Source organism: Sulfurivirga caldicuralii, assembly GCF_900141795.1.
GTDB lineage: Bacteria > Pseudomonadota > Gammaproteobacteria > Thiomicrospirales > Thiomicrospiraceae > Sulfurivirga > Sulfurivirga caldicuralii.
The window spans coordinates 222,055-241,399 of record NZ_FSRE01000001.1 but is presented as its reverse complement, the minus strand read 5'-3'; the positions used below and the strand labels follow the sequence as shown (position 1 = coordinate 241,399).

19 protein-coding genes and 4 tRNA genes are annotated in these 19,345 nt (G+C 57.4%); 2 read left to right on the top strand and 21 right to left on the bottom strand.

Features of this window, described 5'->3' with window-relative positions; all coding sequences use genetic code 11:
- Positions 1-52 precede the first annotated feature (52 nt).
- The 15 genes from rpsG to BUQ81_RS01130 form a co-directional block, all read right to left on the bottom strand.
- Positions 53-526 carry a 30S ribosomal protein S7 gene (gene rpsG, locus BUQ81_RS01200; RefSeq protein ID WP_074200572.1) on the bottom strand — a complete coding sequence of 158 codons (474 nt, stop codon included), beginning with the start codon at positions 524-526 and terminating at the stop codon, positions 53-55.
- 52 nt (positions 527-578) lie between these two features.
- On the bottom strand, positions 579-953 hold the full coding sequence (rpsL, locus tag BUQ81_RS01195; protein ID WP_074200571.1) for a 30S ribosomal protein S12: 375 nt from the start codon (positions 951-953) through the stop codon (positions 579-581).
- Between the two features lie 147 nt (positions 954-1,100).
- Positions 1,101-5,333 carry a DNA-directed RNA polymerase subunit beta' gene (gene rpoC, locus BUQ81_RS01190; protein ID WP_074200570.1) on the bottom strand — a complete coding sequence of 1,411 codons (4,233 nt, stop codon included), beginning with the start codon at positions 5,331-5,333 and terminating at the stop codon, positions 1,101-1,103.
- Entirely contained in the window at positions 5,330-9,394 is a 4,065-nt protein-coding gene (gene rpoB, locus BUQ81_RS01185) for a DNA-directed RNA polymerase subunit beta (RefSeq protein WP_074200569.1), read from the bottom strand. Before rpoB ends, rpoC begins: the two co-directional genes overlap by 4 nt.
- A 213-nt stretch (positions 9,395-9,607) precedes the next feature.
- Positions 9,608-9,994, bottom strand: a complete 387-nt coding sequence (gene rplL / locus BUQ81_RS01180) for a 50S ribosomal protein L7/L12 (protein ID WP_074200568.1) — start codon at positions 9,992-9,994, stop codon at positions 9,608-9,610.
- 36 nt (positions 9,995-10,030) lie between these two features.
- On the bottom strand, positions 10,031-10,558 hold the full coding sequence (rplJ, locus tag BUQ81_RS01175) for a 50S ribosomal protein L10 (RefSeq protein WP_074200567.1): 528 nt from the start codon (positions 10,556-10,558) through the stop codon (positions 10,031-10,033).
- Between the two features lie 174 nt (positions 10,559-10,732).
- Positions 10,733-11,428 (bottom strand): 50S ribosomal protein L1, encoded by a 696-nt coding sequence (gene rplA / locus BUQ81_RS01170; RefSeq protein WP_074200566.1) that lies wholly within the window; start codon positions 11,426-11,428, stop codon positions 10,733-10,735.
- 3 nt (positions 11,429-11,431) lie between these two features.
- Positions 11,432-11,863: a 50S ribosomal protein L11 gene (gene rplK, locus BUQ81_RS01165; protein ID WP_074200923.1), complete on the bottom strand. Its 432-nt coding sequence runs from the start codon at positions 11,861-11,863 to the stop codon at positions 11,432-11,434.
- Positions 11,864-11,931: 68 nt separating this feature from the next.
- Entirely contained in the window at positions 11,932-12,465 is a 534-nt protein-coding gene (gene nusG / locus BUQ81_RS01160; RefSeq protein WP_074200565.1) for a transcription termination/antitermination protein NusG, read from the bottom strand.
- 1 nt (position 12,466) lies between these two features.
- The gene (gene secE, locus BUQ81_RS01155; RefSeq protein WP_074200564.1) at positions 12,467-12,862 is read right to left on the bottom strand and encodes a preprotein translocase subunit SecE; all 396 of its coding nucleotides are present in this window, start codon (positions 12,860-12,862) and stop codon (positions 12,467-12,469) included.
- 61 nt (positions 12,863-12,923) lie between these two features.
- Positions 12,924-13,000: transfer RNA gene (locus BUQ81_RS01150), tRNA-Trp, on the bottom strand.
- 51 nt (positions 13,001-13,051) lie between these two features.
- On the bottom strand, positions 13,052-14,242 hold the full coding sequence (tuf, locus tag BUQ81_RS01145) for an elongation factor Tu (protein ID WP_074200563.1): 1,191 nt from the start codon (positions 14,240-14,242) through the stop codon (positions 13,052-13,054).
- A 59-nt stretch (positions 14,243-14,301) separates the two neighbouring features.
- Positions 14,302-14,377, bottom strand: a tRNA-Thr gene (locus tag BUQ81_RS01140).
- 15 nt (positions 14,378-14,392) lie between these two features.
- Positions 14,393-14,467 (bottom strand) — tRNA-Gly (locus tag BUQ81_RS01135).
- 6 nt (positions 14,468-14,473) lie between these two features.
- Positions 14,474-14,558 (bottom strand) — tRNA-Tyr (locus BUQ81_RS01130).
- 110 nt (positions 14,559-14,668) lie between these two features.
- On the opposite strand from BUQ81_RS01130, the gene bioA reads away from it, so the two are divergent.
- Both bioA and BUQ81_RS01120 read left to right on the top strand, forming a co-directional pair.
- Positions 14,669-15,955 (top strand): adenosylmethionine--8-amino-7-oxononanoate transaminase, encoded by a 1,287-nt coding sequence (bioA, locus tag BUQ81_RS01125; protein ID WP_074200562.1) that lies wholly within the window; start codon positions 14,669-14,671, stop codon positions 15,953-15,955.
- The gene (locus BUQ81_RS01120; protein ID WP_074200561.1) at positions 15,952-16,758 is read left to right on the top strand and encodes a M90 family metallopeptidase; all 807 of its coding nucleotides are present in this window, start codon (positions 15,952-15,954) and stop codon (positions 16,756-16,758) included. The genes bioA and BUQ81_RS01120 overlap by 4 nt, the downstream gene beginning before the upstream one ends.
- A 58-nt stretch (positions 16,759-16,816) precedes the next feature.
- Here the strand turns inward: BUQ81_RS01120 and BUQ81_RS08775 are convergent, their stop codons facing one another.
- From BUQ81_RS08775 to BUQ81_RS01100, 6 genes are all read right to left on the bottom strand, one after another.
- Complete coding sequence (locus tag BUQ81_RS08775; protein WP_200770523.1) at positions 16,817-17,461, bottom strand: ABC transporter permease family protein; 645 nt, start codon at positions 17,459-17,461, stop codon at positions 16,817-16,819.
- Between the two features lie 61 nt (positions 17,462-17,522).
- Positions 17,523-17,672: a hypothetical protein gene (locus BUQ81_RS08770; protein ID WP_200770522.1), complete on the bottom strand. Its 150-nt coding sequence runs from the start codon at positions 17,670-17,672 to the stop codon at positions 17,523-17,525.
- Between the two features lie 139 nt (positions 17,673-17,811).
- Positions 17,812-17,952: a hypothetical protein gene (locus BUQ81_RS08765; protein ID WP_200770521.1), complete on the bottom strand. Its 141-nt coding sequence runs from the start codon at positions 17,950-17,952 to the stop codon at positions 17,812-17,814.
- A complete protein-coding gene (locus BUQ81_RS01110; RefSeq protein WP_234947270.1) occupies positions 17,940-18,437 on the bottom strand; it encodes an ABC transporter ATP-binding protein in 498 nt (165 codons plus the stop codon). Before BUQ81_RS01110 ends, BUQ81_RS08765 begins: the two co-directional genes overlap by 13 nt.
- 148 nt (positions 18,438-18,585) lie before the next feature.
- Positions 18,586-18,825 (bottom strand): hypothetical protein, encoded by a 240-nt coding sequence (locus BUQ81_RS01105; RefSeq protein WP_074200560.1) that lies wholly within the window; start codon positions 18,823-18,825, stop codon positions 18,586-18,588.
- Between the two features lie 200 nt (positions 18,826-19,025).
- On the bottom strand, positions 19,026-19,340 hold the full coding sequence (locus tag BUQ81_RS01100) for a hypothetical protein (protein ID WP_074200559.1): 315 nt from the start codon (positions 19,338-19,340) through the stop codon (positions 19,026-19,028).
- Positions 19,341-19,345: the final 5 nt, after the last annotated feature.

Here is a 19,345-nt window from a genome sequence, read left to right as displayed (position 1 = left end):
TGCCCCATGCGGGGCACCACCTAGAATCAAGCTGCTTGCGCTTGCACGCGGATCACCAGCGGAAATGAGAGAAAGCCTTGTTGGCTTCTGCCATACGGTGCGTGTCTTCTTTCTTCTTCACAGCGGCGCCGCGGTTTTCAAGGGCATCACCGATCTCGCCGGCCAAACGCAGCATCATGCCTTTTTCACCACGCTTGCGAGCCGCATCGACGATCCAGCGCATCGCCAGCGCCATACGACGATCCGGGCGCACTTCCACGGGCACCTGATAAGTGGCACCACCAACACGACGGGATTTAACTTCCACCATGGGGCCAACGTTTTCCAGCGCCTGCTTCAGGATCGCGACGTGGTCGCCGAGCTTCTTGCGCTCGGCAACAGTCTCCAGTGCACCATACACAATTTTTTCAGCGATGGACTTCTTGCCATCTTTCATTACGATGTTTACAAACTTTGCCAGTGTGACGTCCCCGAATTTGGGATCGGGCAAAATCTGACGTTTGGGGATTTCTCTTCTACGTGCCATTCTATATTCTTCCGGTTAAGTTAAATCTTAATTGCCAGCGTATGGTCAGGGATTAACCCTTGGGACGCTTGGCACCGTACTTCGAACGGCCCTGTCTACGCTTCTCAACGCCAGCACAGTCAAGGGCGCCACGAATGGTGTGATAACGCACACCTGGCAAGTCTTTTACACGACCACCACGAATCAGGATCACGCTGTGCTCCTGCAGGTTGTGACCTTCACCACCGATATAACTGGTGACTTCGTAACCACTGGTCAGGCGCACACGCGCAACCTTACGCAGTGCCGAGTTCGGCTTTTTGGGAGTGGTTGTGTATACACGGGTACACACGCCACGACGCTGAGGGCAGGCCTTCAGCGCGGGCACCTTGGATTTTGCTTTCTTCTGCTTGCGAGGTTTACGCACAAGCTGGTTGATTGTTGCCATTCAACACTTCTCCATTGTTAGCCCCATAGCGGGGAGGATACTCAGGTGCATGCGTCTGGCGACACAGGGGCACCTGCACCTGTTAAGACCGGCAATTTTAGGGAGCCGCCCCTACCCTGTCAAGCTAAACCTTTGTTTTTAGGTTACTCAACTGTCCTCGCCTTCCGTGGTCGCCGCTTCAGTGACGACCTCATCTTCAGTGAGCGCGTCCACCGCTTCGTCCTCGGCTTCGGCAAACTGGCGCTGCATGAAGGCCTTGATTTCCTCCTCGGCCCGCTGTGCCGCCTCGCGACGAAGCTTGTGGTAAGTAAAGCCTGTCCCGGCAGGAATCAGACGGCCGACGATGACGTTTTCCTTCAGGCCAACCAGCTCGTCCCGCTTGCCGCTGACAGCAGCCTCGGTAAGCACACGGGTGGTTTCCTGGAAGGACGCAGCCGAAATGAAGGACTCTGTGGCCAGTGCCGCCTTGGTAATACCCAGCAGCATGCGCTGATAGGATGCCGGCACCTTGCCTTCCGCCTCCAGCTTGCGGTTGATTTCCATCACCTTGTGGTACTCAACCAGATCACCCGGGATAAGGTCTGAATCGCCAGGTGCGGTGATTTCCACCTTGCGCAGCATCTGACGAACTACCGTTTCGATGTGCTTGTCATTGATCTTCACGCCCTGCAGGCGGTAAACGTCCTGCACTTCGTTGACGATGTACTGAGTGAGCGCTTCGACGCCAAGCAGGCGCAGGATATCGTGCGGATTCGGTGCACCATCCACGAGGATGTCACCCTTCTCGACACGCTCGCCTTCGAACACGCTGATGGTGCGCCACTTGGGCACAAGAATCTCGACCGATTCACCCTCGTCCGTGGTAATCACGATGCGGTTCTTGCCCTTGGTCTCCTTGCCGAAGCTGACTACGCCGGAAATTTCCGCCATAACCGCCGGTTCCTTGGGCTGACGCGCCTCGAACAGGTCCGCCACACGCGGCAGACCACCGGTAATGTCGCGTGTCTTGGAGGTTTCTTGCGGGATACGTGCCAGCACGTCACCCTCGCCAACGGTCTGCCCTTCCTGCACCACGATGGTGGCGTTCTCGGGCAGGAAATAGATCGCCGGTGACTGCGTGCCCGGGAAGTACACCTCCTTGCCGTTTTCGTCCAGAATCTGGATATAGGGACGCACGTCCTTGTTCATGCGATCCTTGATCGGCTTGACCACGCGGGTCGTCAGACCGGTCAGCTCGTCAATGTGTTCCTCAACAGCCCCTTCAAAGTTGCCAAAGGCAACCTTACCGGACACTTCAGTAATGATCGGATGGGTGTGCGGATCCCATTGCGCCAGCACCTTACCAGACTCAACCAGCTCGCCCTCCTTGACCTCAAGGATGGCACCATAAGGCACCTTGTAGCGTTCCTTGTCGCGGCCTGCTTCATCGGCAATGACGATCTCGCCCGAGCGGGAAGTGACAACCTCCTTGCCTTGGGAGTTGATAACGGTCTTCATGCCCTGGAACTTGGCCATACCACTGCGCTTCACTTCCACATGGCTCTGGGCAGCCACCTTGGATGCCGTACCACCGATGTGGAAAGTACGCATGGTGAGCTGGGTACCCGGCTCACCAATGGACTGGGCGGCCATGACGCCGACTGCTTCACCCAAGTTGACCAGATGACCGCGTGCGAGATCACGACCATAACACTTGCGGCACACACCCACCTTGGCTTCACACGTAATGGGCGAGCGCACCTTGATGCTATCAATACCATGGGTATCGATCAGATCGGCCAGTTTTTCGTCGATCAGCTGATCCTTTTCAATCAGCACGGTGCCGTCTGCCAGCTTGACCGACTCGGCCGCCACACGACCCAGCACACGGTCCTTCAGCGCCTCGACCACATCACCGCCTTCGATCAGCGCATGCAGGGTAATGCTCTCCGTGGTGCCACAATCCTCTTCAGTAACGACCACATCCTGCGAAACGTCCACCAGACGGCGGGTCAGGTAACCGGAGTTGGCCGTCTTCAGTGCCGTATCAGCCAGACCCTTGCGGGCACCGTGAGTGGAGATAAAGTACTGCAGGACGCTCAGGCCCTCACGGAAGTTGGCCGTAATGGGCGTTTCGATAATGGAGCCGTCCGGCTTGGCCATCAGACCACGCATTCCGCCCAGCTGACGCATCTGCGCCACACTACCGCGGGCACCGGAGTCAGCCATCATGAAAATGGAGTTGAAGGAGAGCTGCTTGACCTCATTGCCATCCTTGTCCTTGACGGTCTCCCACTGAATTTCATCCATCATGGCCTTGGTTACCAGCTCGTTGGCATGGGACCAGATATCGATCACCTTGTTATAGCGCTCGCCTTCGGTCACCAGACCCTGTTCATACTGACGCTGGATCTCCTTGACCTGTTCTTCCGCCTTGCGGATGATTTCCGCCTTGGCGGCCGGGATCACCATGTCGTCCACGGCGAAGGACATACCCGCCAGCGTGGACTGACGGAAACCGGTGTACATCAGCTGGTCAGCGAAGACTACGGTTTCCTTGGGACCCAGGATGCGGTAGCACGCATTCAGCAGCTTGGACACATTCTTTTTGGTCAGGTTGGTATTGACCAGGTCAAAGCTGAGCCCTTCAGGCAGAATGCGCTTCAACAGTGCACGGCCAGCCGTGGTGTCAACGATGCGTGACACCTCTTCAGTCGTGCCGTCTTCGTGCTTGATCACTTCGTTGACACGGAACTTGATACGGGTATGCAGGGTCACCACACCGGCATCCACGGCACGCTGCACTTCTTGCCAGCTGCTGAACGCCTTGCCTTCACCGGGCGCATTGATGCGCTCGCGACTCATGTAATAGAGCCCCAGCACCACGTCCTGCGACGGCACGATGATGGGATCACCGTTTGCTGGAGACAGCAGGTTGTTGGTGGACATCATCAGCGTGCGGGCTTCCAGCTGCGCTTCCAGAGAAAGCGGCACATGCACGGCCATCTGGTCACCGTCGAAGTCGGCGTTAAAGGCCGTACAGACGAGCGGGTGCAGCTGAATGGCCTTGCCTTCGATCAATACGGGCTCGAATGCCTGAATGCCCAGACGATGCAGTGTAGGCGCACGGTTGAGCAGCACCGGATGCTCGCGAATCACGCTGTCCAGCGCATCCCACACTTCCGGTACTTCCTGCTCGACCATCTTCTTGGCCGCCTTGATGGTGCCAGCCAGACCGCGCTTCAGCAGCTTGCTGTAGATAAACGGCTTGAACAGCTCCAGGGCCATCTGCTTCGGCAGACCACACTGGTGCAGTTTCAGTGTAGGACCGACCACGATAACGGAACGACCGGAGTAGTCGACTCGCTTACCGAGCAGGTTCTGACGGAAGCGACCCTGCTTGCCCTTGATCATGTCTGCCAGGGACTTCAGCTGGCGTTTGTTGGTGCCGGTGACGGCACGACCACGGCGACCATTATCCAGCAGGGAATCCACCGCTTCCTGGAGCATGCGCTTTTCGTTGCGCACGATAATATCCGGCGCCATCAGCTCCAGCAGTCGCTTGAGACGGTTGTTGCGGTTAATCACGCGACGATACAGGTCGTTCAGATCGGACGTGGCAAAGCGTCCACCGTCCAGCGGCACCAGCGGGCGCAGATCGGGCGGCAATACGGGCAACACTTCCAGAACCATCCACTCCGGACGGTTACCGGATTGAATAAAGGCCTCGATCAGCTTCAGGCGCTTGGCGATCTTGCTGCGCTTGGTCTTGGAGTTGGTCTCTGCCATCTCCTGCCTCAGCTGTTCGGCCTCCTTGTGCAGGTCGATCGCTTCCAGGCGGCGCTTGATCGCTTCCGCACCCATCAGGGCTTCAAACTCATCACCGTACTCTTCCAGCGCGTCCAGATATTCTTCTTCCGTCAGCAGCTGCCAGGGTTCGAATGGGGTCAGACCTGGATCCACCACCATGAAAGCTTCGAAGTAAAGGACCGCTTCGATCTGCTTGAGCGTCATGTCCAGCATCAGGCCGATACGAGACGGGAGCGACTTCAGGAACCAGATATGGGCGACCGGCGCCGCCAGTTCGATATGCCCCATGCGCTCACGACGCACCTTGGCCTGGGTCACTTCAACGCCACACTTCTCACAGATGACGCCGCGATGCTTCAGGCGCTTGTACTTGCCGCACAGGCACTCGTAATCACGGATCGGGCCGAAGATCTTGGCACAGAACAGACCGTCACGCTCGGGCTTGAAGGTACGGTAGTTGATGGTCTCCGGCTTTTTCACCTCACCATAGGACCAAGAGCGAATCTTCTCCGGTGAGGCAAGGCTGACCCGAATCGCATCGAAATCGGTGGTATTTTTCTGGCTTTTCAGGAATCCGATCAATTCTTTCATTTGTCTTGCTCCAGTTCGATATCAATGCCCAGCGCGCGGATTTCTTTACGCAATACGCTGAAGGATTCAGGCATACCGGGTTCCATGAACTGGTTGCCATCCACGATATTCTTGTACATGCGCGTGCGGCCGTTGAGGTCATCCGACTTCACGGTCAGCATCTCCTGCAACGTGAAGGCGGCGCCATAGGCTTCCAGCGCCCACACTTCCATTTCACCGAAGCGCTGACCACCGAACTGCGCCTTGCCGCCCAGCGGCTGCTGGGTGACCAGGCTGTACGGGCCGGTGGAACGGGCATGCATCTTGTCGTCCACCAGGTGGTTCAGCTTCAGCATGTACATGTAACCAACCGTCACAGGGCGGTCGAATTTCTGACCGGTGCGGCCGTCGTACAGGGTCATTTGACCGCTTTCCGGCAGATCCGCCAGCTTCAGCAACTTCTTGATCTGCGCTTCCGACGCACCATCGAATACCGGCGAGGCCATGGGGACGCCATCTTTCAGATTCTTGGCCAGCTCCATGACCTCTTCATCGGACAGCGCATCGATGTCTGCCGGCTGTCCTTCGGTGTTGTTGTAAATTTCCTTCAGGAACTCGCGCAGCTCGACAATGGCACGCTGCTGCTCCAGCATGACATTAATCTTTTCACCCAAGCCCTTGGCAGCCAGTCCCAGATGCGTTTCCAGAATCTGCCCCACGTTCATGCGCGAGGGTACGCCAAGCGGGTTCAGACAGATGTCGACTGGGCGACCGTTCTCATCAAACGGCATGTCTTCTACCGGGGCGATACGTGAGATCACCCCCTTGTTACCATGTCGACCCGCCATCTTGTCGCCTGGCTGGATGCGGCGCTTCATGGCCACATAAACCTTAACCATCTTGGAAACACCCGGTGGCAATTCGTCCCCCTGACTCAGCTTTTTGCGCTTCTCTTCATAGTAGGCATCCAGCTCTTCACGCTTGTCCTTCAGCTGCTGCTGGAGGCTTTCCAGCTGACGAACCAAATCCTCATTGACCAGATCCAGCTCGAACCATTTCTCGCGCGGTGTTTCACTGAGCAGCTTCTTGGTGACCTTCTTGCCATTACTCAGCTGCTTGTTGAGTACCAGCTTTTCGATACGGTCATAAACGTCATCTACGAGTACCTGATATTGCACCTGAATATCCTTGCGGATTTCAGCCAGCTGCTCTTCTCGGATCGCCTTGGCGCGTGCATCCAGTTTCACGCCTTCGCGGCTGAACACCTGTACATCAATGACCGTGCCTTCCACGCCTTTCGGCACTCGCAGGGAGGTGTCCTTCACGTCGGACGCTTTCTCGCCGAAGATGGCCCGCAGCAGTTTCTCTTCAGGTGTCAGCTGCTGCTCGCCCTTGGGTGTTACCTTGCCCACGAGAATGTCACCCTGCTTCACCTGAGCACCCACATAGATAATGCCTGATTCGTCCAGCTTGGACAGGGCATGCTCACCCACATTGGGAATATCCGCAGTGATTTCCTCTGGACCCAGTTTGGTATCACGGGCCAGACAGGTCAGTTCCTCAATATGAATGGTCGTGTAGCGATCTTCCTGTACGACGCGCTCGGAAATGAGGATGGAATCCTCAAAGTTGTAGCCATTCCATGGCACAAATGCGACGCGCATGTTCTGACCCAGCGCCAGTTCGCCCAGGTCGGTGGACGGGCCATCAGCGAGCACATCACCGGCGGCCACTGCATCCCCGGCCTTCACAATCGGGCGCTGGTTCATGCAGGTGTTCTGGTTGGAGCGCTGGTACTTGACCAGGTTGTAAATGTCCACACCGGTCTCGCCTTCGTGGATTTCATCTTCATTGACACGTACCACGATGCGCTCCGCATCCGCCTGTAGCACCACGCCACCACGTTTGGCAACCACGGTCACACCAGAGTCGATCGCCACCTTGCGTTCCATGCCGGTACCCACCAGTGGCTTGTCAGCGCGCACGGTCGGCACGGCCTGACGCTGCATGTTGGACCCCATCAGGGCGCGGTTGGCGTCATCATGCTCCAGGAACGGAATCAGGGACGCCGCCACAGACACGATCTGCTGCGGCGCAATATCCATGTAGTCCACATCCTTGGCGGACGCCAGTGTGAACTCGTTCCGGTGTCGTGCAGACACCAAGTCTTCCTTGATGCGGCCTTCCTCGTCCAGCTCGACGTTCGCCTGAGCGATCACATACTGGGCTTCGTCGATCGCGGAAATGTAGTGCACCTCGTCGGTAACCTTACCATCCACCACCTTGCGGCACGGGGTTTCCAGGAAGCCGTATTCATTGGTGCGCGCATACACCGCCAGCGTATTGATCAGACCGATATTCGGACCTTCCGGGGTTTCGATCGGACAAACGCGGCCATAGTGGGTGGGATGCACGTCGCGCACCTCAAAGCCTGCGCGCTCACGGGTCAAGCCACCCGGACCCAATGCAGAAACGCGACGCTTGTGGGTAATCTCCGACAGAGGGTTGACCTGATCCATGAACTGGGACAGCTGGCTGGAACCAAAGAATTCCTTGACTGCTGCAGCAACCGGCTTGGCGTTGACCAGATCCTGCGGCATGAGACCGTCGCTTTCGGCGTTATTGAGGCGTTCCTTGACGGCACGTTCAACACGCACCAGGCCTACGCGGAAGGCATTCTCCGCCATTTCACCCACGGCGCGAATACGACGATTGCCAAGGGTATCGATGTCATCCGTGGTGCTCTTGCCATTGCGGATATTGATCAGCTCCTTGACCACATCAATGATGTCTTCATTGGTCAGGACGCGCGGACCCTCATCGGTATCACGACCGAGACGGCGGTTCAGCTTCATGCGACCAACCGCAGACAGGTCATAGCGCTCTTCCGAAAAGAACAGATCGTAGAATAGCTGCTCCGCGGTTTCCTTGGTCGGTGGCTCGCCCGGGCGCATCATGCGGTAGATTTCAACCTGGGCTTCCAGCTGGGTGGTGGTGGTGTCCTGCTCCAACGTCTTGGAGATATAGTCGCCGGCCTCGAGCTCGTCCACATAGAGGACCTTGAGGGTAAAGCCATCCTTGGCTTTCAGCACCTCCAGCACCTCAGGCGTCATTACCTGGTTGGCGCGCGCCACAAGCTCTCCAGTCTCCGCATCCACCAGATCCTGCGCCAACACCTTGCCCAGTACATACTCATCCGGTACATCCAGCCACTCGACACCTGCATCCTTCAGCTGCTTAATGGTACGGCTGGTAATCTTGCGACCTGCGGCGACAATGGTTTTGCCATCAACAACGATGTCGAAGGGGGCTGTCTGCCCCTTCAGGTGGTCCGGGTTAACCTTGAGCTTGAACTGACCCTTCTCGACCTTGATCTCGCTCATGTCGAAGAACATGGCGAGCATCTCTTCGTTGGTATAGCCCATTGCGCGCAACAACACGGTTACCGGCAGCTTGCGGCGGCGGTCGATACGGGCATAAAGAATGTCGTTATGATCGAACTCGAAGTCGAGCCACGATCCACGGTATGGGATGATGCGCGCATTGAACAGCACCTTGCCTGAGCTGTGGGACTTACCCTTGTCACTATCAAAAATGACGCCCGGTGAACGGTGCAACTGCGTGACAATGACACGCTCTGTACCGTTGATAACGAAGGTGCCAGTATCGGTCATCAGAGGCACATCACCAAGGTAAACGGTCTGTTCCTTGATATCCTTGACCTTGCGCTTGCCTACAGGACCGGAATCCTTGTCGTAGATAACAACACGCATCAGGACGCGCAGTGGCGCATCATAGGTCACGCCGCGCAGCTTGCATTCGCGCACATCGAACTCGGGCTCACCGAAGTCATAGCTCACGTATTCCAGGTCGGCCGTGCCTGCGACACCCTTGATGGGGAAAATGGACTTGAACGCGGCATGCAGACCCACATCCTTGCGTTGCTCGGGTGGCACATCCTTCTGCAGGAATTCAGCATAGGAGTCCTTCTGCAGGGACAGCAGGTAAGGCACATCCAGTACGGATGGGCGCTTGGCAAAGTTCTTGCGAATACGTTTCTTTTCTGTCAGAGAGTAGGCCATTTTTACCTCGAGGACTTACTGGATGAGTGAACAATGTGCACGCGTGTGGGGCGTGTCACACCTCCCCATTGTGTTGGCGATTAGACTCGCCATAAACTGCATAAGCCTTGGCGCCCAGCAGACGCCAAGGTTTATGCAGTGATTGAAGCGCGAAAAGGCCGGCGACACAGGTCACCAGCCTTTCGCGCTGCTTAAGCAGCGTTTTCAAGCAGATTACTTGATTTCTGCTTCAGCACCAGCTTCTTCAAGCTGCTTCTTGATTTCTTCGGCTTCTTCCTTGGAAACGCCTTCCTTCAGAACGGTCGGAGCAGATTCAACCGCTTCCTTCGCTTCCTTCAGGCCCAGACCAGTGATGGCGCGAACCGCCTTGATGGCTGCAACCTTGTTGCCGCCCGGCGCCTTCAGCACCACGTCAAACTCGGTCTTCTCTTCAGCGCCACCGGCTTCGCCGCCTGCTGCACCCGGTGCAGCAACAGCAACCGCTGCAGCCGCAGCGGAAACGCCGAATTTTTCTTCCATTGCTTCAACCAGCTCAACAACTTCCATTACGGACATGTTGGCAATGGCTTCCAGAATATCGTCTTTGGTCAGATCTGCCATGATGATTTCTCCTAACTATTGTGTGAACTTTAAAAATTAAGCCGCTTCTTTTGCGTCTTTGATTGCCGCGACGGTGCGCACCAGCTTGCCCGGGACCTCGTTGAGGGTCCGTGCCAGCTTCTCGACCGGCGCCTTCATGACGTACATCAGCTTACTGATGGCTTCGTCGTAAGTCGGCAGTGAAGCAACCGCATCCAGCTGATCGCCGGACATGGCACCAGAACCGATGGACAGAACCTTCGGTTCGAGTGCCTTAACCTCTTTGCGGAACGCCTTGATGATGCGCGCTGCCGAACCGGGGTCTTCCATGGAAAACGCGTAGACCAGCGGGCCTACCAGTTCGGAACCGATATCTTCAAACTGCGTTCCTTCCAGCGCACGACGTGCAAGGGTGTTCTTGATCACGCGGATCACCACCTTGCTCTCACGTGCCTGGCGACGGAGGTTGGTCATCTGCTCCACTGTCAACCCGCGATACTCTGCAGCAACGACAGAATAGGCATCGCTCGCGAGAGCATGCACTTCTTCGACGATGCGCTTCTTATCTTCGAGTTTCAGTGCCATATAACCTCCAATGGGAGACAAAAGCCTCCGTCCATCTACATAGGCCTCGATTGAATTTAAGTACCGGCCTTCCGGTACACCTATGGTCTGCGATGGGCCTTCACCAATAGCTGGAGAAATCCCAATCGCATTGCCGGCCTAAGGCCGTGGGGTTAACCCCCAACGCCTGAATGATCAGACGTCCAAACTTGTCGGATCCACGGTCAGGCCGGGACCCATGGTGCTGCTGACAGCAACCTTCTTGATATATGTACCCTTGGCTGCCGCAGGCTTCGCCTTGATCAGGTCGGAAACCAGCGCTTCCAGGTTTTCCTTCAGGTGCTCGACCGGGAAGGATGCCTTCCCGATGGGCGCATGCACGATACCCGCCTTGTCAACGCGGTAGCGCACCTGCCCGGCCTTGGCATTCTTAACTGCTTCCGCCACGTTCGGGGTTACCGTACCGGTCTTGGGGTTGGGCATCAGGCCACGCGGACCCAGAATCTGGCCCAATTGACCAACGATGCGCATGGCATCCGGACTTGCGATGACGACGTCAAAGTCCATCATGCCCTTCTTGATCTCTTCAGCAAGATCTTCCATGCCCACGTAGTCGGCACCCGCTGCCTTGGCAGCTTCAGCTTGGGCATCACCGGTGAATACAGCAACCTTGATGTTCTTGCCGGTACCGTGAGGCAGAACGGTTGCTCCCCGGACGACCTGATCGGATTTGCGTGGATCAACGCCCAGACGAATCGCCGCGTCAACGGACTCGTCGAATTTCGCGGTCGCAAATTCCTTCACCAGATTCAGCGCTTCTTCGGCGGAGTAAACCTTGGTGGTATCCAGCTTTTCCTTGATCAGCCTTTGCTTCTTAGTCAGCTTTGCCATGGTTTAGTCCTCCACCACTTCGATGCCCATGCTGCGCGCAGAACCTTCAATGATGCGCATCGCTGCATCAATGTCGTTTGCGTTCAGGTCAGGCATTTTGGTTTCTGCAATTTCACGCACCTGGGCACGCGTCACCTTGCCCACCTTATCCAGATTGGGCACGGAGCTGCCCTTCTGTACGCCCGCAGCCTTCTTCAACAGAACGGACGCCGGAGGCGTCTTGGTAACGAAGGTGAAGGAACGGTCGCTGTAAACGGTGATAACAACCGGGATCGGCAGACCCTTTTCTAGATTCTGTGTCTGCGCGTTAAACGCCTTACAGAACTCCATGATATTCACGCCGTGCTGACCCAAAGCGGGACCAACCGGCGGTGACGGGTTTGCATTCCCGGCCGGGACCTGCAATTTGATATAGGCTTCGACTTTCTTCGCCATTTTCATAAACTCCTAACGGGTTAATATCGCCTTGGCCATGTGCCTCGGCTCCCCAGTGGGCTTGCGCCCTACACTTTCTCCACTTGGGAGAAATCCAGCTCCACAGGCGTCGAACGTCCAAATATCAGTACGGACACCTGCAGCTTACTCTTGTCGTAATCCACATCTTCGACAACAGCTTCGAAATCGGTAAAGGGACCATCGATGACACGCACCATTTCGCCAGGCTGAAAGACGACCTTCGGACGCGGCTTATCCACCACTTCTGCCATGCGCTGGAGAATGCGATCCACTTCCTTCTGAGTTATCGGCGCAGGGCGATCGGATGTTCCGCCGATAAAACCCATCACCTGCGGGACACGTTTGACCAGGTGCCAAGTGTCCTCACTCATGTCCATTTCAACCAGCACATAGCCCGGGAAAAACTTGCGTTCGGACTTGCGCTTTTTGCCATCCTTGACCTCGATCACTTCCTCGGACGGCACCAGAATGCGGCCAAAGTGGTCTGCGAGCCCTTCGCGCTCCGCATACTCCTTCAGCTTCTCGGCAACCTTCTTCTCATAACCTGAATAGGCATGAACGACATACCATCTTTTCGCCATTTCAGCCTCCACGGCCTGTCAGCAGCTCAACCGCCCACAGGAAGAACATGTCAACCAGCCACAGGAAAAAGCCCATGACAATTACAACCGCAATAATCATCAGCGTCGTCTGCAAGGTCTCCTTACGGGTGGGCCAGACAACGAGGCGCAGTTCCTTGCGCATTTCTGACAGAAAACGCTTGGCACGCTGCCCAGTCTCGGTCAGATAGACCAGGTATCCACCGACACTCAGCCCCACCAGTACAATGGCAACGCGCTCGAGCAGCGGTAGCTGCTCTTGCGTATAGTAGGCGACAACCGCCAAAACAGCGATCAAGCCGCCTGCGATCAGCTTGATGCGATCCCCGGCCGAACGCTGCTGAACTTCCGCCTCGGTATGTGCTGAACGTTTACTCATAGCCGCCTTCAATAAAAACGACTTGCCGTGACAGATATCACAGGCAAGTCGTCAGGAATTCTGGCAGGGGCAGTAGGATTCGAACCTACAACCTGCGGATTTGGAATCCGCTGCTCTACCAATTGGAGCTATACCCCTAAACGAAAAAAGGGGACTATACCAGCCCCCTTGCATTTTTTCAAGTAGCAATCACTCGATAACCTTGGACACCACGCCTGCACCAACGGTGCGACCACCTTCGCGGATCGCAAAGCGCAGACCTTCGTCCATGGCGATCGGAGCGATCAGCTCTACAGACATTTGTACGTTGTCACCCGGCATAACCATTTCAACACCTTCAGGCAGCTGACAGGCACCGGTTACGTCGGTGGTGCGGAAGTAGAACTGAGGACGATAGCCGTTGAAGAATGGGGTGTGACGGCCACCTTCTTCCTTGGTCAGTACGTAGACTTCGGCTTCGAACTTGGTGTGCGGGTTGATGGTGCCGGGCTGGGCCAGGACCTGACCACGCTCAACTTCTTCACGTTTGGTACCACGCAGCAGTACACCAACGTTGTCGCCGGCTACACCTTCGTCCAGCAGCTTGCGGAACATTTCCACACCGGTAACGGTGGTTTTCTGGGTCGGACGAATACCTACGATTTCCACTTCGTCACCCACTTTTACAACACCGGTTTCGATACGGCCGGTTACAACAGTACCACGACCCTGGATGGAGAAGACGTCCTCGATAGGCATGAGGAACGGCTTGTCAGTGTCACGCTCAGGGGTGGGAATGTATTCGTCCATGGCTTTAACCAGGCGCTCGATGGAAGGCTCGCCGATTTCGGAGGTGTCGCCTTCAATGGCTTTCAGGGCAGAACCAGTGATAACGGGTACGTCGTCGCCGGGGAAGTCGTATTCGTTGAGCAGTTCACGCACTTCCATTTCGACCAGTTCGAGCAGCTCTTCGTCGTCAACCATGTCGGCCTTGTTCAGGTATACGACGATGTAGGGTACGCCTACCTGACGGGACAGCAGGATGTGCTCGCGCGTCTGAGGCATGGGGCCGTCAGCGGCAGATACAACCAGGATGGCGCCGTCCATCTGGGCTGCACCGGTGATCATGTTCTTAACATAGTCGGCGTGGCCGGGGCAGTCTACGTGTGCGTAGTGGCGGTTTTCTGATTCGTATTCCACGTGGGCAGTGGAGATGGTGATACCACGCGCACGCTCTTCAGGTGCGTTGTCGATCTGGTCGTAGGCCTTGGCCTCGCCACCGAATTTCTTGCCCTGAACAATGGTCAGCGCCGCTGTCAGAGTGGTCTTGCCGTGGTCAACGTGACCAATGGTGCCCACGTTTACGTGTGGTTTCGTACGCTCAAACTTTTCCTTAGCCATGTCAGAAAACCCCGTTTATAAACTTGAATAACCGGCACAAAGGCCGGCTTGAAACAAACTGGAGCTCCCGACCAGGATCGAACTGGTGACCTCATCCTTACCATGGATGCGCTCTACCGACTGAGCTACGGGAGCAAAACCTGTTTTTAATGGAGCGGGCGATGGGAATCGAACCCACGTCATCGGCTTGGAAGGCCGAGGTAATAGCCACTATACGACGCCCGCGGAATATGGTGGAGGGTGGTGGATTCGAACCACCGAAGGCTGAGCCAGCAGATTTACAGTCTGCCCCCTTTGACCGCTCGGGAAACCCTCCGAAATTTTGAGCGTATTGTATCGACCCAAAGGGCAATGTCAAGCACCGTTGCACATTTTTCCCGTATGGTTTTCCGCCATAATGATGATCAGCTTTGCAAGGAGGCATCTATGATCAATCTGGCATACGATCGCGAGCACATCTGGCACCCCTACAGCTGCATTCCCCCGCCCAATGCGCCCTTGCCTGTCGCCGCCACCGAGGGGCGCCACATCATTCTTGAAGACGGGCGTCGCCTGGTGGACGGCATGAGCTCGTGGTGGGCGGCCATCCACGGCTACAACCACCCGGAACTGGTACTGGCCGTAGCACGCCAGTTGAAGACCATGCCACACATCATGTTTGGCGGGCTAACCCATGAACCGGCTGTGGATCTGGCCGAGAAGCTGGTCACGCTCAGCCCCGTCCCGCTGAAAAAGGTGTTTTTCGCCGATTCGGGTTCGGTTGCCGTGGAAGTGGCACTGAAGATTGCTCTGCAGTACTGGATGGCGCGGCGCAAACCCCAGAAACATATATTCCTGACGGTCCGCAACGGCTATCACGGCGACACCTTCGGCGCCATGAGCGTCACCGACCCGGACAATGGCATGCACAGCTTGTTTGCCGGTGTCCTACCCAAACACTATTTCGCACCGGCACCGCACATGGGGTTTGATCTGAAGCTGGACGAGCCAGCCGACGACATTGCCGCCCTTGCAGCATTTCTAGACCACCATCATGACGAAATCGCCGCCATTATTCTTGAACCCATTGTGCAGGGGGCCGGCGGCATGCGCTTTTATCGCCCCGCCTATGTGCGCCAGCTGCGCGCCATCGCTGACGACTATAACGTGCTGCTCATCTTTGACGAGATCGCCACCGGTTTCGGGCGCACTGGCAAGCTGTTCGCCTGCGAATGGGCGGGTATCAGTCCCGACATCATGACCGTGGGCAAGGCGCTCACCGGCGGCATGATGACCTTGGCGGCGACGCTCACCACCGAAGAAGTGGCCTATACCCTGTGCAACAACCCGCCACGCGCGCTCATGCACGGCCCCACCTTTATGGCCAACCCTACTGCCTGTGCAGCCGCCAACGCCAGCATCGAGCTGTTGCTGAAATCAGCATGGCAGGATCGCATTCAGCATATCGAAGCGCACCTGCAAGAACAGCTGATGCCACTGAGTGATCATCCCGGTGTGGCTGATGTGCGCGTGCTGGGGGCCATTGGCGTGATTGAACTGGAGCGAGATGATCTGGCACCCCGCCTGCAGGACATGGCGGTGCGTGAGGGGGCCTGGCTGCGGCCGTTTGGCAGGCTGTTCTACACCATGCCGGCCTTTAACATCGAAGATGATGAACTTGCAACGCTGACAGGTGCCATGATTACGGCTGTCAAACAGGTTGTGCGCCCGTGAACCTGTTCAGCGCCCTATCCCGCCGCCTGCACCGCTGGCACTCCCTGCGCGAACTGCGGGAAGGCATCATTATCTACCCCATCTGGAAACAGGTGGAAGCGACGCCGCTGATTCGCACCGTTGAAGCATCCAGCCGGGTGCGCTTGCGCGAGCTGGCCAGTCGCCTGCTGGCGGAGAAACAGCTGCTGGGCGCCGGCATTGAACTGAACCCCTTCATGCGCGCCTACATCGCCACGGAAGCCTGCCTGCCGATTCTCAACCTGCCTGACGATCTGGACTGGTACGACAACTGGCACACACTGATAGTCCGGCCTACCCCCTGGACAGCGCCTGTGCATGGTCCTGCAGTCGGCCCCCTCACCGAGCAGCGCAATGTAACGCTTGCTGGCGTCACCAGCCTGCAGTGGCCAGTGATTATCGACTGGCAGAGCGCCAGACCCCACAAACCGGGACACCATGCCCATCAGGTCATCATCCACGAACTGGCGCACAAGATCGACCTGCAGGTGGACGACGCCGCCAACGGCTACCCGCCGCTGCACGCGGACATGGATGGCAAGGCGTGGTATGACGCATTTAAGACGGCGTTTGACGATCTGCAGGCCTGTATAGGCCGCCCCCACTGCCACCCGCGCATCAACGCCTATGCCGCCACGAATGCCGGCGAGTTCTTTGCCGTCGCCACGGAATATTTCTTTGCCGCCCCCTGGACGCTGTATCGCGCCTACTCCGCCGTCTATGAGCAGCTGAAGCTGTTTTACCGCCAGGATCCCCGCCGGCGCTTTGCGCCACCCAGCGTATAAAGCACGAAGGGGAGGGACTCCTGAATTTTTCCGCGTCGTTTTTTTGGCGGAAGCGCTGTCAAAAAGTGCGCAGCACATCCGCCGGCACTAACTTCCAGACCGGACGCAGGCTCAGCCAGGTGGCCAGCAACGCGATCAGCACCATGCTCCGCAGCGCACGGTCTCCCGCCCCCAGGGCCTTGAACAACGCGTAGTAGTGCAGATGCTCCAGTACGAAAAGACCCAGCAGAATGCCGCTCACGCCCGAACCCACCAGCAGTGCCAGCATGAGCATCGCAGTCATGTCGCCCACATCCTCGGAATTAGCGAAAACCCACCACAGGGATGACACGATGAACTTTTCACGTGTCAACGCCTTGAAGCCGGTTCCCCGTTCGATGCGTTGTGCCAGTTTGGCCGGCGAAACGCCAGGCTGCGGACGTACCAGCACGAAGGTCAGCGGCGGCGCATCGGGCAGAATGCGATTCATCAGGCTCAGACGCAGATAGAGCAGCGGACGCGGCGGATAACGCGGCAGCGTGTGACTGACGCCGATCACATGCGCCATGTGATTCTGGATACGCAGATAGACGCCGGCGCGCATGGGACATTGCGGCTCATGAAGATGCGGGCCACTGCTGGGCCACGCGTCCTGCGCCAGACAGGGCACATGCAGCTTGCCCTGGGTGTCGCCGGGATCAACCAGGACGGTATTGGGCGCCAACAGCCCCAGGGCGCCCGCCCGTGCAGGGATGGCGCGCCCGTCAGCGTCTGATCGTCAACGCCTATGAGCTGAAACTCGAGGAAACGTCCGTCGGAAAGCGCACGGTGGTCGAATCAAGGAGCAGGGGCGCGGCACCGGCCACACCGCTGACGCCCTGCACCAGCGCCAGCGCCGCGCCCGGCATGCCCACCACATTATCTGGGCTATGCACGGCGGGATCCATGACCCAGACCGCCACCCGGGATTTTCTGAAATCAGCGCATAGCCCCGGGAAATAAAGCCGGCCAGATAGCTGAGGGCAAAGGTGATGAGAAACGCCGTGAACGCCAGCCCCATCCCGATCGTCCGTTTCATTTTGCCCGCTCCACTTTTACGATCTGTCCATCTTCCATGTGCACCAGCCGGTCGGCAAAAGAGAAGATGCGCTCATCGTGACTGACCACCACCAGCGTCTTGCCCTGTGCCTGCGCCAGTGTGTTCAGCCAGACCATGGCGGCGTGCCCGGTCGCACCATCCAGCGCGCGGTCGGCTCGTCACACAACAGCAGCGGCGGATCGTTGGCCATGCCCCGCGCGATGGCGACCCGATGTTTTTCCCCACCACTGAGCTGAGCGGGAAAACTTTCATCACGGCCCGACAGCTCCGCCTCGGTCAGCAGCATGCGCCCGCGGTCTATGGCCGGGCCCACGCCGCGACCGGCCAGCAGCGGCACGATCACATTCTTAAGCACCGTGAGCGTCGGCACCAGATTGAAGCCCTGAAAGACGAACCCGACCGTGTGCTGGCGGTAGGTCTGCAGTGCGCCCTCATCCATGGCAGCCACATCCTGTCCGAAGACCGTAATCTGGCCCGCTGTAGGTGACAACAGCCCGCCGATGACGAAGAGCAGCGTCGTCTTGCCACAGCCGGACGGGCCGACGATCATGACCACCTCGCCCTTGTGGATTTCAAGATCAATGCCCCGCAAGGCGTGCACCGCGCTGTGACCGCTGCCATAGGTCTTGCCCACAGCCCGGCAGATGATAACCGGCGAATCGGACTAGGCTTCCATTTTCACTGCACCAAAGGGGTCATCGAAAGGTGTGTGTGCATAATAGCAGACGGGTTGAAGACAGCCCTTGCGGCTACTGTCCGTCGCAACATGATGCGCCCCTACTGAAAAATTTCATATACAAAAACACCAGCAGCAACGCCGCAAAAAAGCCCATCGCCGGCAGCATCCAGAAATGCAACACCACATCCCAGCCGGTGGCCACCACCATCGGACTGCCGTTATTCAGCTCTGCCAGTCCAACACCGTGCAGGGAATCACTGAGCAACCAGGCGAGCGCCAGCAGCAAAAGCAGGAGGATCGCAAAACACATGAATGACCTCTTTTCGAATGAAGGGAAACGGGGTGCGCGCCCTGGGTTTTTTGCAGAAAAGATAATATAGCACTGCTTCGGCCCGCCGTATGCACGCAGACGGCGCAGGGCGTATTCGGAAAAAAGAGCGCAATGATCAGTGAAGGGAGCATGGCGCGACGGATAGCTGCGGCGCCCGCAATCAGACCACCTTCGCGGGGTCAGTCGTCCAGCTCCAGCATGCCGTCTGGATCCCAGCCTGCCGCTTTGGCCTTGCGCAGTGCCTCCATCTGCAGCTTCATGTATTTGTCCTGCACCTCGGGCGGCAGATTGGCGATGCGAAAGTCCGCCTTCTCCCAGATGGCATCCACCTGACTCCACAGCTGCTCGAACTGGTCGCTGCGCCAGCCTTCGCACTTTTCGTCTTCGGAAAGCAGCCTAAAAGCCCAGGCGTCACGAATCAGCTTGGCCTCGTGACTCATGCCGTGCATGGGGTCCTTGTCGTACCCCGGATATTCCCTGCTTTTGAAACGCATGTCGG

Coding starts and splice junctions, on each gene's coding strand:
- rplL (WP_074200568.1), bottom strand. CDS start 9,994: ATGGCAGATCTGACCAAAGACGATATTCTGGAAGCCATTGCCAACATG.
- rpsG (WP_074200572.1), bottom strand. CDS start 526: ATGGCACGTAGAAGAGAAATCCCCAAACGTCAGATTTTGCCCGATCCC.
- rplA (WP_074200566.1), bottom strand. CDS start 11,428: ATGGCAAAGCTGACTAAGAAGCAAAGGCTGATCAAGGAAAAGCTGGAT.
- BUQ81_RS01105 (WP_074200560.1), bottom strand. CDS start 18,825: ATGTGTTTTGCGATCCTCCTGCTTTTGCTGCTGGCGCTCGCCTGGTTG.
- rpoB (WP_074200569.1), bottom strand. CDS start 9,394: ATGGCCTACTCTCTGACAGAAAAGAAACGTATTCGCAAGAACTTTGCC.
- nusG (WP_074200565.1), bottom strand. CDS start 12,465: ATGGCGAAAAGATGGTATGTCGTTCATGCCTATTCAGGTTATGAGAAG.
- BUQ81_RS01100 (WP_074200559.1), bottom strand. CDS start 19,340: ATGCGTTTCAAAAGCAGGGAATATCCGGGGTACGACAAGGACCCCATG.
- rplJ (WP_074200567.1), bottom strand. CDS start 10,558: ATGGCACTGAAACTCGAAGATAAGAAGCGCATCGTCGAAGAAGTGCAT.
- rplK (WP_074200923.1), bottom strand. CDS start 11,863: ATGGCGAAGAAAGTCGAAGCCTATATCAAATTGCAGGTCCCGGCCGGG.
- rpoC (WP_074200570.1), bottom strand. CDS start 5,333: ATGAAAGAATTGATCGGATTCCTGAAAAGCCAGAAAAATACCACCGAT.
- secE (WP_074200564.1), bottom strand. CDS start 12,862: ATGAGTAAACGTTCAGCACATACCGAGGCGGAAGTTCAGCAGCGTTCG.
- tuf (WP_074200563.1), bottom strand. CDS start 14,242: ATGGCTAAGGAAAAGTTTGAGCGTACGAAACCACACGTAAACGTGGGC.
- rpsL (WP_074200571.1), bottom strand. CDS start 953: ATGGCAACAATCAACCAGCTTGTGCGTAAACCTCGCAAGCAGAAGAAA.
- BUQ81_RS08765 (WP_200770521.1), bottom strand. CDS start 17,952: ATGGTCTGGCTGAACACACTGGCGCAGGCACAGGGCAAGACGCTGGTG.
- bioA (WP_074200562.1), top strand. CDS start 14,669: ATGATCAATCTGGCATACGATCGCGAGCACATCTGGCACCCCTACAGC.